General features: G+C 71.3%; 12 protein-coding genes. 7 read left to right on the forward strand and 5 right to left on the reverse strand.

Going from position 1 to position 12,727, the window contains the following annotated elements:
* Nucleotides 1-131: 131 nt before the first annotated feature.
* Genes Q6348_RS05230 through Q6348_RS05240 form a run of 3 tightly spaced genes read right to left on the reverse strand, consistent with a single transcriptional unit; the run spans nucleotide 132 to nucleotide 1,422 of the window.
* On the reverse strand, nucleotides 132-761 hold the full coding sequence (locus tag Q6348_RS05230; protein WP_304600247.1) for a class I SAM-dependent methyltransferase: 630 nt from the start codon (nucleotides 759-761) through the stop codon (nucleotides 132-134).
* Nucleotides 758-1,021, reverse strand: a complete 264-nt coding sequence (locus Q6348_RS05235; RefSeq protein WP_304601918.1) for a metal-sensitive transcriptional regulator — start codon at nucleotides 1,019-1,021, stop codon at nucleotides 758-760. Before Q6348_RS05235 ends, Q6348_RS05230 begins: the two co-directional genes overlap by 4 nt.
* A gap of 53 nt (nucleotides 1,022-1,074) precedes the next feature.
* On the reverse strand, nucleotides 1,075-1,422 hold the full coding sequence (locus Q6348_RS05240) for a rhodanese-like domain-containing protein (protein WP_304600248.1): 348 nt from the start codon (nucleotides 1,420-1,422) through the stop codon (nucleotides 1,075-1,077).
* Nucleotides 1,423-1,490: 68 nt separating this feature from the next.
* Here Q6348_RS05240 and nadC point away from each other — a divergent pair, with 68 nt between their 5' ends.
* The 3 genes from nadC to Q6348_RS05255 all read left to right on the forward strand — a co-directional run bounded on the left by nadC (nucleotide 1,491) and on the right by Q6348_RS05255 (nucleotide 4,650).
* Nucleotides 1,491-2,396 carry a carboxylating nicotinate-nucleotide diphosphorylase gene (gene nadC / locus Q6348_RS05245; protein WP_304600249.1) on the forward strand — a complete coding sequence of 302 codons (906 nt, stop codon included), beginning with the start codon at nucleotides 1,491-1,493 and terminating at the stop codon, nucleotides 2,394-2,396.
* 106 nt (nucleotides 2,397-2,502) lie between these two features.
* The gene (lysS, locus tag Q6348_RS05250) at nucleotides 2,503-3,966 is read left to right on the forward strand and encodes a lysine--tRNA ligase (protein WP_304601919.1); all 1,464 of its coding nucleotides are present in this window, start codon (nucleotides 2,503-2,505) and stop codon (nucleotides 3,964-3,966) included.
* A gap of 354 nt (nucleotides 3,967-4,320) precedes the next feature.
* Nucleotides 4,321-4,650, forward strand: coding sequence for a histone-like nucleoid-structuring protein Lsr2 (locus Q6348_RS05255; protein WP_304600250.1), 330 nt, complete (start codon nucleotides 4,321-4,323; stop codon nucleotides 4,648-4,650).
* Between the two features lie 55 nt (nucleotides 4,651-4,705).
* Here the strand turns inward: Q6348_RS05255 and Q6348_RS05260 are convergent, their stop codons facing one another.
* Nucleotides 4,706-5,665 carry an acetylxylan esterase gene (locus Q6348_RS05260; RefSeq protein ID WP_304600251.1) on the reverse strand — a complete coding sequence of 320 codons (960 nt, stop codon included), beginning with the start codon at nucleotides 5,663-5,665 and terminating at the stop codon, nucleotides 4,706-4,708.
* A gap of 6 nt (nucleotides 5,666-5,671) precedes the next feature.
* A complete protein-coding gene (locus tag Q6348_RS05265; RefSeq protein WP_304600252.1) occupies nucleotides 5,672-6,670 on the reverse strand; it encodes a LacI family DNA-binding transcriptional regulator in 999 nt (332 codons plus the stop codon).
* Nucleotides 6,671-7,018: 348 nt separating this feature from the next.
* Here Q6348_RS05265 and Q6348_RS05270 point away from each other — a divergent pair, with 348 nt between their 5' ends.
* The 4 genes from Q6348_RS05270 to Q6348_RS05285 all read left to right on the forward strand — a co-directional run bounded on the left by Q6348_RS05270 (nucleotide 7,019) and on the right by Q6348_RS05285 (nucleotide 12,666).
* Nucleotides 7,019-8,332: an extracellular solute-binding protein gene (locus Q6348_RS05270; protein ID WP_304600253.1), complete on the forward strand. Its 1,314-nt coding sequence runs from the start codon at nucleotides 7,019-7,021 to the stop codon at nucleotides 8,330-8,332.
* A gap of 56 nt (nucleotides 8,333-8,388) precedes the next feature.
* Nucleotides 8,389-9,360 (forward strand): carbohydrate ABC transporter permease, encoded by a 972-nt coding sequence (locus Q6348_RS05275; RefSeq protein ID WP_304601920.1) that lies wholly within the window; start codon nucleotides 8,389-8,391, stop codon nucleotides 9,358-9,360.
* A complete protein-coding gene (locus tag Q6348_RS05280) occupies nucleotides 9,360-10,250 on the forward strand; it encodes a carbohydrate ABC transporter permease (RefSeq protein WP_304600254.1) in 891 nt (296 codons plus the stop codon). The genes Q6348_RS05275 and Q6348_RS05280 overlap by 1 nt, the downstream gene beginning before the upstream one ends.
* Before the next feature lie 85 nt (nucleotides 10,251-10,335).
* Nucleotides 10,336-12,666: a beta-xylosidase/alpha-l-arabinosidase gene (locus tag Q6348_RS05285; protein ID WP_304601921.1), complete on the forward strand. Its 2,331-nt coding sequence runs from the start codon at nucleotides 10,336-10,338 to the stop codon at nucleotides 12,664-12,666.
* Nucleotides 12,667-12,727 lie beyond the last annotated feature (61 nt).

The raw sequence follows: 12,727 nt of genomic DNA on the forward strand, positions 1-12,727 counted from the left end.
GCGGTCATGACAAAGGGTGGGCCATGGCCCACCCCGTCGCGGTTCACTGCGCCGAACATATACCCCCGGGGGTATATTCCTGCTAGGACCTCCGACTCACCCGGGCGGCGCCGGTGGGTGCGGTGTCCCGCTCAGCGCGTGGCGGCCGGGCGTTGCGCCACCACGACGGCGTCCAGGGCGGCCCGTTCGGCGCCCTCGACCTCGCGGGGGAGCACCTCGGCGCGCACCACGTCGAGACCGCTCTCGTGCAGCGTGTGCGTCACGACGTCCAGGTCGGTGAGGACCTCGGGCCGCTGGGGACCCCCGGTCCCGTGGTGGAGGTTGCTGCGGTCGTGCCCCACGAGCAGCAGAAGGCCGCCGGGCGCCACGGCTGACGCGGATCGCTCCAGGGTCGCGACCGCCTGAGCGGGGAGCAGGTGCACGTAGGCGAGCAGGACCAGGTCCGCGCTGCGCGGCTCCGGCACGTCCTGGCTGACGTCGGCGACCGACCAGCGCACCTGGCCGGGCAGCACCCCGTCGGCGGCGAGCTGGTCGGCGCGGGCCCGGCCGCGGGCGATCGCCACCGCGGAGAAGTCCACCGCGTCCACCTGCCAGCCCAGTCCCGCCAGCCAGATCGCGTGCCGGCCGTCGCCGCACGCGACATCCCGCGCGCGGCCGGGGGTCAAGGGCGCGACGAGGTCACGGACGGTCGCGTTGGGGCCCGCGGGCCATGGCGAGCCGGCGGCGTAGCGTTCGTCCCAGCGGGCCGCCGGGTTGCTCACGCGAGCGACAGGAAGAGCTTCTGCAGCTTCGCCCGGTCGACGCCGGCCTCCTCGTCCCCCCGCGTGATGCACTGCTCGAGGCCGGAGGCGATGATGACGAAGCCCGCCCGGTCCAGGGCCTTGGACGCCGCCGACAGCTGGGTCACCACGTCGGCGCAGTCCGCGCCGGACTCCAGCAGCTTGACGATGCCGCCGATCTGACCCTGGGCGCGCCGCAGGCGGTGGATGACCGCGGTCATCTCCTCCGGGTCGAGCTGCATGCGGGCCTCCCGTGCCGGTTCGCCGGACTTGGCCGACGGCTGCTTCGCCACCGCTATCTCACCGCCCCGCCCGCCATCCGCCAGGCGGCGAGGCCGCCCGAGAGGCTGGTGGCCTGGTACCCCATGGATCGTAGCTGGGCAGCAGCGGTCCTGGACCGGGACCCTGAGGCGCACATCACCACCACAGGCACGTCCTGCTTGAGGCGCCGGGCGTCGTTGGTGAGCCGACCCATCGGGATGTGCCGGGCCTGGGGGGCGTGCCCCGAACGCCACTCGGACTGCTCGCGCACGTCGACGAGCTGGGCGCCGTCCGCGACCAGCTCCAGCGCGCGGTCCACTCGCACGTTCTTGGGCAGGGCGTCGGGGTCGCGGTTCAGGAGGCGGTCGAGAAAGGAAGCCATGCCGGCCATGATACCCCCAGGGGTATTGTGGCCGCACTCCGGTCACCGCCCCGGGCTACCGTTCAGCCATGCAGCCTCCCACCGCGGACCAGCATCCCACGCCTCCCGACGCTGCGTGGCTCGCGCGCACGGTCGAGGTCGCCCTCGACGAAGACCTGGGACCTGCGCCAGGGCGGGACGTCACCACGCAGGCCACGATCCCGCCCGAGCGGCGTGGCACGGCGGACCTGGCGGCCCGCGCGGACGGCGTCGTCGCTGGCCTCGTGGTGGTCCAGCCGGTGCTCGACGCCGTGGCCGCGCGACTCGACGCCGAGCGTGCCACCGTGCGTGCCCTGGTGCCGGACGGGGCGCGCGTCATCGCGGGGGACGTGGTCGCGGTCCTCGAGGGGCCGATCCAGGTCCTGCTGGTCGCCGAGCGCACGCTGCTCAACCTGGTGTGCCGGGCCTCCGGGGTGGCCACCCACACGCGCCGCTGGGCCGACGCGCTCGCGGGCACCGGGGCGACGGTGCTGGACACCCGCAAGACCACCCCCGGGCTGCGCGCCCTGGAGAAGTACGCGGTCCGCTGCGGGGGCGGGACCAACAAGCGGATGGGCCTGTACGACGTCGCCATGGTCAAGGACAACCACGTCGCCGCGGCGGGGTCGGTCGCCGCCGCCGTGCGGGCGGTACGCGAGCGGTTCGACGTCCCGATCCAGGTGGAGGCGGACACGCTCGACCAGGCCATGGAGGCGCTCGACGCCGGCGCCGACTTCCTGCTCCTGGACAACATGCCGACCCGCGTGCTCACCGAGGTCGTCGCCGCGGTCCGTGCGCGTGAGCCCGAGGTCGGCCGGGTCGAGCTGGAGGCGACCGGCAACCTGACGCTGGACCGGGCCCGCGAGGTGGCCGCCACGGGTGTCGACCATCTGTCCGTCGGTGGCCTGACGCACTCCTCGCCGATCCTGGACCTCGCGCTCGACCTGGTCGGTTGACACCCGCGACTCGGCCGCCCGTCCGCCGGCGCGGCGTGGTCCGGGGCGGCGCCGGTAGACTCCCGCGGTGACCACCCCTGATCTCGCCGACGACCTTCCCGAGCAGATGCAGGTCCGCCGGGCCAAGCGCGACCGCATCCTCGCCGACGGCGGTCAGGCCTACCCCGTGGCGGTCCCGGTCACGCACACGCTGGCCGAGGTCAGGGCCGCGCACGAGGGTCTCGCCGCGGGCGAGGAGACCGATCACCTGGTCGGCGTCGCCGGCCGTGTCGTCTTCCAGCGCAACACGGGCAAGCTCTGCTTCGCGACCCTCCAGGACGGCGAGGGCCGACGGCTCCAGGCCATGCTGTCGCTGGCCGAGGTGGGACCCGAGTCGCTCGAGGCGTTCAAGGCCGACGTCGACCTGGGCGACCACGTGTTCGTGCACGGGCACGTGATCAGCTCCCGGCGTGGCGAGCTGAGCGTGCTCGCGGACGACTGGGCGATCGCCGCGAAGGCGCTGCGTCCGCTGCCGGTGCTGCACAAGGAGCTGTCCGAGGAGTCCCGGGTGCGGCAGCGCTCGGTCGACCTCATCGTGCGGCCAGGGGCCCGCGAGATGGTGCGGGTGCGCGCGGACGTCGTGCGCTCGCTGCGCGAGAACTTCCACCGCCGCGGCTATCTCGAGGTCGAGACCCCGATGCTCCAGACGCTGCACGGCGGTGCGAGCGCCAGGCCGTTCGTCACGCACATGAACGCGTTCGACATCGACCTGTACCTGAGGATCGCGCCCGAGCTCTACCTCAAGCGGGCGGTCGTCGGCGGCGTGGAGCGGGTGTTCGAGATCAACCGCAACTTCCGCAACGAGGGTGCGGACTCGAGCCACTCCCCGGAGTTCGCGATGCTCGAGGCGTACCAGGCCTATGGCGACTACGGCACGATGGCCGACCTCACCGAGGACCTGGTCACGACGGCCGCGCGCGACGCGCTCGGTGGCACGGTGGTCACGCTCGCCGACGGCACGGAGTACGACCTGGGCGGCCCGTGGCCGCGGATCGACCTGTACGGCTCGGTCTCTGCGGCGCTCGGCGAGGCGGTGACCCCTCAGACCCCCCTGGCGGACCTGCTCGCTCTCGTCGAGCGCTTCGACCTGCAGGTGGACCGCGCGCGCCAGACCCACGGCAAGCTGGTCGAGGAGCTGTTCGAGCACCACGTGGCACCCGCCCTGCACGCACCGACGTTCGTCCTGGACTACCCCGTCGACACCAGCCCGCTCACCCGCGATCATCGTGACGTGGCGGGCGTCACGGAGAAGTGGGACCTGTACGTGCGCGGTTTCGAGCTGGCGACCGGATATTCCGAGCTGGTCGATCCCGTGATCCAGCGTCAGCGTTTTGAGGCGCAGGCGCGTCTGGCGGCCGCAGGTGACGACGAGGCGATGAGGTTGGACGAGGATTTTCTGGCGTCGATGGAGCACGGCATGCCACCGACGGGGGGAATGGGCATGGGGGTGGATCGGTTGCTCATGGCGATGACCGGGGCTGGGATTCGGGAGACCATCTTGTTCCCGTTGGTGAAGCCCCAGGACGCGTGATCGGATGACGGGATTCTGGGCGAGCGTCGGAGCACTGCTCCCCCCGATCGGGGTGGGGCTCGTGTTCTGGCTGGTGATGCGCTGGATCCTTCGTGCTGACCGGGCCGAACGCGAAGCGTTGGCCCGCATGGACGCGGCTGACGGCTCCGATCCGGCGCCCCCGGGCGAGCCGTCTCGGAGCGGGCCGGGGACGGGCCCCGGTCGCGATTCGTCGGCGGGTGACGCGCAGGCGTCCGGCACCGCGCAGGAGACTTCCTGAATTCTGCCCCGGCTTGGGGACGGTCGCCACGATTTCTGGCTCCTGGGTTACCCTTTTATCGTCCGCAGGGGGTTGCCGACGTGAAGGATGCCAAGATGGCCCAGAAGGTCCAGGTTGTGCTGGTCGACGACATTGATGGCGGCACCGCAGACGAGACGGTGTCGTTCTCGCTCGACGGAGTTTCCTACGAGATCGACCTGTCCACGGCCAACGCGACGGCGCTGCGCGAGGCCTTCGCGCCGTACGTCGGTCCGGCCCGCCGTGTCGGGGGCCGCTCCCGCGCCGGGCGCAAGTCGGGCACGTCGAGGTCGCGCACCTCGAGTGCCCAGATCCGCGAGTGGGGTCGCTCGCACGGGTTCGACGTCAGCGAGCGCGGCCGGATCTCGGCCGAGCTGCGCGCCGCGTACGACAAGGCCAACGGCTGACGCGGAGGGGGCCCGGGCGTGACGCCCGGGCCCCCTCGTCGCGCAGCCCGCCTGCTCAGTGGCGGAGTGCCTGCCGGAGGAATGCCATCGCCTCGGCGTCGTCCTCCGGGCCGCCAGCCTCGTGGCCGTTGTACCGCCAGGTCCGCAGGTCCTTGGGGCCGGCCCATGCCCGGTGCGCGGCGACCACGGTGGACGGGGGGACGATGACGTCCATGAGGGCGACGGAGAACCTCGCCGGGGCGGTCGCGCGGCGTGCGAACGCGACCCCGTCGATGTAGGAGAGCGTGCGCAGGGCGTCCTCGGCGCGGTCCCGGTGCGTGGCCAACCAGTCCCGCACCTCGGAGTACGGTGCGGCGTCGGTGATGCCGATCGCCCGGGCGACGTCGCACAGGAAGGGCACGTTCGCCACGGTCGCCTGGACGTCCGTGAGCGCCGAGGCCGCGATGGCGAGGGCGCCACCCTGGCTCCCACCCACGACGGCGACCCGACTCGGGTCCACCCCGGGCAGGGCGCGCGCCGCGTCGACCGCCCGGGCCGCGTCCGTGATGAGGCGCCGGTAGTAGTACGACGCAGGGTCCTCGATCCCGCGGGTCATCACGCCGGGGAACGCAGGGCCCGAACCCCACGGGTCCGGGGTCTGGCCCCTGCTCCACCCGGACCCCTGGCCGCGGGTGTCCATCCGCAGGTGGGCGAAGCCGGCGGCGGACCACTGGAGGTTCTCCAGCACGTGCCCCCGCCCACCCCCGTACCCGACGAACTCGACGACCACGGGTAGCGGCTCCGCCACGCCGCGCGGCCGCCGGTACCAGGCGCGGACGGGGTCGCCCGCGAAGCCCGGGAAGGTGACGTCGTAGGCGTGCGTGGTCACCAGGGCGTCGACCTCGTCGAGCCGCAGTGGGCCACCGTGCTCACGTGCCTGCGCCAGGGTCGCGGCCCAGAACTCGTCGAAGTCGTCGGGGTCGACGAGCGTGCTGGCGTGGTCCCACAGGGCAGGTTCGGGAAGGTCGGTGTACATGGCTCCTCAGCGGGGCGGCCGGGTGGTCCCCCGCACGATCAGCTCGGTGGGCAGGCGGACGTGGGTCTCACGATCGGTCTGACCGGCCATCAGCGCGACGAGCAGCTCGATCCCCGCGGTGCCCATCGCCTGGATCGGCTGGCGCACCGTGGTCAGCGGCGGGGTGGAGGACGCCGCGTCGGGGACGTCGTCGAAGCCGATGACCGACAGGTCGTCCGGCACGTGCAGCCCGCGCTGGGCCGCGACCGCCAGGACGCCCAGGGCGGACAGGTCGTTCGCGGCGAAGATCGCGGTGGGCGGCTCGGGCAGTGCCAGGATCGTCGCGGCCGGGCCCAGCGCCGAGTCCCTGCGGTAGCCGCCGACGCCGACGAGCGCCGGGTCCACCGGGACGCCGGCCGCCTCCATCGCGTGCCGGAAGCCTCGCGCACGCAGACGGGAGGACTCGAGGTCCTCGCGGCCGCCCAGGAAACCGATGCGTCGGTGCCCGAGCTCGAGCAGGTGCTCGGTGGCCGCGACCGCTCCGGCGAAGTTGTCCGAGTCCACGGTGGCGGGGCCCGAGGGTCCGGCGTGCGGGTCGATCGCGACGACGGGCACGGGCGCCGCGGGGTCGACCACCGTGGGGGTCACGAGCAGTGCCCCGTCGATCAGGGTTCCGCTCAGCCGTGACAGGTAGCGCCGCTCCCACCCGATGTCGCTGCCGGGGCGCCCTCCGCCTGAGTAGGCGAGCAGCTCGTACCCCGTCCCGGCGATCGCCTGCGAGGCGCCCTTGAGGATCTCGGTGCTGAACGGCTCGAACTCCGAGACGAGGATCCCGATCACGTGGGTCTTGTGCGATCGAAGGCTGCGAGCGACCAGCGAGGACTCGTACCCGAGCTCCTCGATGACCTGCTCCACGCGCGCGTGGGTGGCGCTCGCGACGCCGTAGCGCCGGTTGATGACCTTGGACACGGTCGCGACCGAGACGCCTGCCTCTCGGGCGACGTCATGGATCGTGACCCGCGACATGGGCCGGAGCATAGCGCTTGGAGAACGTTGTCGAATGACCGGGGGTCCCTGGTGGACGCGATCCGGCCGCTGTTAGGAAAACGTTATCGACAACGATTGACGGGAAGGCCGGATGGGTGCGAGGGTCTCGACGTACCCGGTCGATGGCGAGAAGGAGTGCGTGGTGGGCAACGGCGGCCGTCCCCCGATGGACCCTGGGTCCGTCGTCGGTCCGTCCGAGCTCCGTGCGCACTCGGTTCCACGACATCACCGGGGGCCGAACCGGCGGGTGACAGCCGGCGCAGTCGTGAGACCCACGTCCTGGGGGTTCTCACTGTCCAGTGCTGCTCAACGAAGAGGACACATCTGATGAAGACAAGGAAGTTCCTGGCAGTGTCCGCCGCCATGGCGGCGACCCTGGTCGGGCTCGCGGCATGTAGCGGCGGCAACTCGTCGCCCGGCGGCGACAGCAGCAGCAGCGGGGGCGGCAACGAGCCGGTGACCCTGACCTTCTGGCACAACTCGACCACGGGCGAGGGCAAGGCCTACTGGGACGAGGTCGCCAAGGCCTACGAGGACGCCAACCCCAACGTCACGATCCAGATCCAGGCCATCCAGAACGAGGACATGGACGGCAAGCTGCAGACCGCGCTGAACGCGGGCGACGCGCCGGACATCTTCATGGCGCGCGGCGGCGGCAAGCTCGCGGACATCGTCGCGGCCGGCCAGGTCATGGACCTCTCGGACAAGATCACGGACGCGACCAAGTCGGCCGTGGGCGAGGGTGTGCTGAGCGCCTTCACGATCGACGGGAAGCTCTACGGGATGCCGACCGCGGTCCTGCCCGGCGGCATCTTCTACAGCAAGGACCTCTTCGACAAGGCCGGCATCAGCTCGACGCCGAAGAACTTCGACGAGCTGGACGCTGACGTCCAGAAGCTCAAGGACGCCGGTGTCGCGCCGATCGCGCTCGGCGGCAAGGACGCCTGGCCGGCAGCGCACTGGTACTACTTCTTCGCGCTGCGGGACTGCTCGCAGGACGTGATGAACAAGGCTTCCCAGACGCGCAAGTTCGACGACGCGTGCTGGCTGAAGGCCGGGCAGGACCTGCAGAAGTTCGCTGAGACCAAGCCGTTCAACGAGGGCTTCCTCACCACCTCTGCGCAGCAGGGTGCCGGTTCGTCCGCGGGCATGATCGCCAACCACCAGGCCGCCATGGAGCTCATGGGCGCCTGGGACCCGGGCGTGATCGCCTCGCTGACCCCGGACCAGAAGCCGCTGCCCGACCTCGGGTGGTTCCCGTTCCCGGCCGTCCAGGGTGGCGAGGGTGACCCCAGCGCCATGATGGGTGGCGTCGACGGGTACTCCTGCTGGGTGAAGGCTCCCGCGCAGTGCGCCGACTTCCTCAACTTCTACATGCAGAAGGAGTGGCAGGAGAAGTACGCGCAGGCCTTCCACACGCTGCCCGCCAGCAAGGACGCCCAGGGCGTCGTCGAGGAGCCCGCGCTGAAGGACATCCTCACGGCGTACAACGACTCCGCCTACACCGTGGTGTGGCTGGACACGATGTTCGGCCAGAACATCGGTAACGCCCTCAACGCCGGTGTCGTCGACATGCTCGCCGGCAACGGAACCCCGCAGGGCATCGTCGACGCGGTGAACAACGCCGCTGCGAAGGGCTAGGCATCTGACCGATGGAATCCATCAGCGAGAACGCGCCAGGAGCGCAGAACTCGCCCATGGATCTCCCGACGGACGGGGGCGGCGCGCCAGCCGCGTCGCCCCCGTCCCGGCGACGCCGTCGGGGGCTCGGATGGGCGGCACGTGCGGAAGTTGTGGTGCTCACCGGGCCTGCGTTGATCGTCTTCCTGGCCTTCGTGATCTTCCCGGTCGTGATGGCCGCCTACTACGGCTTCTTCAACTGGAAGGGCTACGGGCCGCCGACCGACTTCGTGGGCCTGCACAACTACAAGATCATCCTCTCGGATCCCACGTTCCACGACGCGGTCCGGCACAACTTCACCATCGTCGTGCTGTCCCTGGTGATGCAGGGCCCGATCGCCATCGGCCTCGCCCTGCTGCTCAACCGCAAGCTGCGCTACCAGTCGGCGATCCGGGTGCTGATCTTCGTGCCCTACGTGATCTCCGAGGTGGTCGTCGGGACCGGCTGGAGCCTGATGCTCCAGACCAACGGCGCCGTGAACGGACTGCTGGAGAAGCTGGGCATGGCCGGGCTCAAGCAGGACTGGTTGTCCGACCCGAAGATCGCCATGTGGACCCTGATGCTCATCATCACGTGGAAGTACGTCGGGTTCGCCGTGATCCTCTTCCTCGCCGGTCTCCAGGGCATCCCGCCCGAGCTGCACGAGGCCGCCGCGATCGACGGCGCGTCCTACTGGCAGATCCAGCGGCGCATCACGCTGCCGCTGCTCGGCCCGACGATCCGCATCTGGGCGTTCCTGTCGATCATCGGCTCGCTCCAGCTGTTCGACCTCGTCTACATCATCTGGGGCCAGTACGTGGCCGCGACGGCGGGCACGTCGACCATGGCGACGTACATGGTGGTCAACGGGCGCAACGCGGCGAGCTACGGATACGGCAACGCCGTCGCGGTCGTGCTGTTCCTCATCTCGCTCGTGGTCGCGCTGCTGTACCAGCGGTTCGTCCTGAGGCGTGACACCGAGGGCGCTATCACAGGAGGTGGGCGCTGATGTCCGCGATCAAGACGACGCCCGTGCCGGCCTCGGCGCCCGTGAGCCGTCGGCGCAAGCCGCACACGGACAACCGACGCTGGACGACCCCAGCCGTCTACTTCGTCGCCCTGCTCCTCGTCGGAGCGATGCTCGCCCCGGTGGTGTACATCATCCTGGGCGGGTTCCGGTCGAACTCCCAGATCACCACGGACCCCGCGGGCCTGCCGAACCCCTGGGTGACCGAGGGTTACACGGCCGTGATCACCGGGAGCACGTTCTGGCGTGAGGTGGGGAACTCACTGATCGCCTCGAGCGCCACGACGCTCGGCGTGGTCGTGCTCGGACTGATGGCCAGCTACGCGCTCGCGCGCTACAAGTTCGTCGGTCGCGGCGCGATGTACTCGCTGTTCGCCGCCGGTCTGATGTTCCCGATGACGGTCGCCATCACGCCGCTGTACATCCTGGTCCGCACGCTGGGCCTGATGAACTCCCTGGCGGGCGTGATCCTGCCGCAGATCGGCTTCGCGCTGCCGGTGACGATCATCATCCTCGTCCCGTTCCTGCGCGCCATCCCGGCCGAGATCCAGGAGGCGGCCGAGATCGACGGGTGCAGCCGGCTCGGCTTCTTCCGCCGGATGGTGATCCCGCTGTCCATGCCGGGCGTCATCACCGTGGGCATCCTCGCGTTCGTGAACAGCTGGAACAGCTACATCCTCCCGCTGTTCATCCTGAACATGGACGAGTCGTTCACCCTCCCCCTGGGTGTTCAGGCGTTCGCGTCCCAGTGGTCGGTGGACACGGCCCGGGTCCTCGCCTTCACGTCGCTGTCGATGATCCCCGCGCTGGTGTTCTTCAGCCTCTTCGAGCGTCGGATCGTGGGCGGCCTGACGGGCGCTGTCAAGGGATGAGTGCGGGTCGCTCCCGGACGCACGCGTCCGGGAGCGACACCCGACCCCAACTGGTACGAAGGAGATCACCGTCGTGACGGCTGCCATGCCCGAGGCTTCGGCCCGGGTGCGCGAGCTCCTCGCGCGCATGACCATCGAGGAGAAGGTCGCCCAGCTGGTCGGCTTCTGGGTCGACCAGGGCGGCGAGGTGGTCGCTCCGATGGCCGGTGAGATGGCCACGTCGGGGCGGCTAGCCGAGGCCACGCAGCACGGTCTGGGACACCTCACCCGCGTCTACGGCACCAGGCCGGTCGACCCGGCCGAGCGCATGGCGTGGCTCTGGGCGGAGCAGCGTCGGCTGCGCAGCCAGACCCGTCTCGGCATCCCGGCGCTCGTCCACGAGGAGTGCCTGACGGGACTCGCCGCGTGGCAGGCCGCGACGTATCCGACCCCCCTGGCCTGGGGGGCCACGTTCGACCCGGACCTGGTGCGCGAAGCCGCCGGGTTGATCGGTGCCAGCATGCGCGACCTCGGCGTGCACCAGGGGTTGGCACCGGTGCTCGACGTCATCCGCGACCCGCGGTGGGGCCGGGTGGACGAGTGCATCGCCGAGGACCCCTACCTGGTCGGGACGGTCGGCACCGCCTACGTCCAGGGCCTGCAGGGAGCGGGCGTGCACGCGACCCTCAAGCACTTCCTCGGGTACTCGGCGTCGCGTGCGGGGCGCAACCACGCGCCGGTCGAGGCCGGCCCGCGCACCATCGCCGACGTCTTCCTCCCGCCGTTCGAGATGGCGCTGCTGGACGGCGGCGCGCGATCGGTCATGAACGCCTACGTCGAGCTGGACGGCATCCCGGTGGCGTCGAGCTCGCAGTACCTCACCGACGTGCTGCGTGACGGGCTCGGCTTCGACGGCGTCGTGGTCGCGGACTACTTCGCGGTCGCCTTCCTGCACCTCATGCACGCCGTCGCGGCGGACCGGGCCGAGGCCGCGACGCTGGCACTCACGGCCGGCATCGACGTGGAGCTGCCCGGGGCCGACGCGTACCCGGAGCTCGTCGAGCTCGTGCGCAGCGGCACGCTCGACGAGTCGTGGGTCGACCGTGCCGTGCTGCGCGTCCTGAACCAGAAGGAGTCGCTCGGGCTGCTCGACGCGACCTTCGAGGACGCCCCGCCGACCGAGATCGATCTCGACCCGCCCGAGCAGCGCGAGATGGCCCGCCGCCTCGCCGAGGAGTCCGTGGTGCTGCTCACCAACGACGGGCACCTGCCGTTGGCCGGCCCTGCCCGGGTGGCCGTGATCGGGCCGAACGCTGACCGGTCCGAGGCCCTCATGGGCTGCTACTCGTTCGTCAACCACGTCATGCCGTACCACCCGGACGAGCCCGCGGGCATCGAGGTGCCCACCGTGCTCGAGGCGCTTCGTTCGGAGCTGCCCGGTTCCACCGTCCGGTACGCCCCCGGGTGCACGGTCGAGGGCGAGGATCGCTCGGCCTTCGATGAGGCGGTCGCGCTCGCACGCGAGAGCGACGTCGCCATCCTCGTGATGGGCGACCAGGCAGGCCTGTTCGGCCGCGGCACCGTCGGCGAGGGCAACGACAGCGAGAGCCTCGAGCTGCCGGGCGTGCAGCGCGAGCTGGTCGAGGCCGTCCAGGCCACCGGCACCCCGGTCGTGCTCGTGCTCGTCACCGGCAGGCCGTACGCGATCGGCTGGGCCGTCGAGGGGCCGGGAGCGGCCGCCGCCGTCGTCCAGTCGTTCTTCCCGGGCGAGGAGGGCGGCACCGCGATCGCCCGGGTGCTGTCGGGCCGGGTCAACCCGTCCGGTCGGCTCCCCATCACGATGCCGCGCTCTGCGGGCGCCCAGCCCTACTCCTACCTGCACCCGATCCTGGGCGGTCCGTCGGACGTGACGGCCGCGACGAGCGCGCCGGTCCTGCCGTTCGGGCACGGTCTGTCCTACACGACGGTCGAGCACAGCGGCCTGGCGGTGGACCCGGAGGTGCCTACCGACGGCACGGTGGTGGTGGACGTCGTGGTCCGCAACACCGGCGACCGGGCGGGCACCGACGTGGTCCAGCTCTACGGGCGCGACGTGCACGCGGCCGTGACGCGCCCGGTCGCCCAGCTCCTGGGCTACCGCCGTGTCGACCTCGAGCCCGGCGAGTCGGCGTCGGTGCGGTTCGCGGTCCCGACTGCGCGGCTGGCCTACACCGACCGTTCGATGCGCAAGGTCGTCGAGCCCGGCGAGGTCGAGCTGTGGGTGGGTCCGTCCTGCGAGGCGAAGGAGACCTCGGCCACCGTCCGGCTCACCGGTGCGGTGCACGCCGTCACGACCGCGGACCCCCGCCTGACGACCAGCGAGGTGCTCGGCGACGGCCTCGGGGAGGTGGCGCTGGCCGACGCGGCCGTGCCGCTCGACGAGGCGGGAGCGCTCTGACCCGCCCCCAGCGACCATCGCGCGACCGGGCCGTCCGGTGCGCCCGTCCACCCGGAAGGAC

Source organism: Actinotalea lenta (genome assembly GCF_030586465.1).
Taxonomy (GTDB): domain Bacteria; phylum Actinomycetota; class Actinomycetes; order Actinomycetales; family Cellulomonadaceae; genus Actinotalea; species Actinotalea lenta.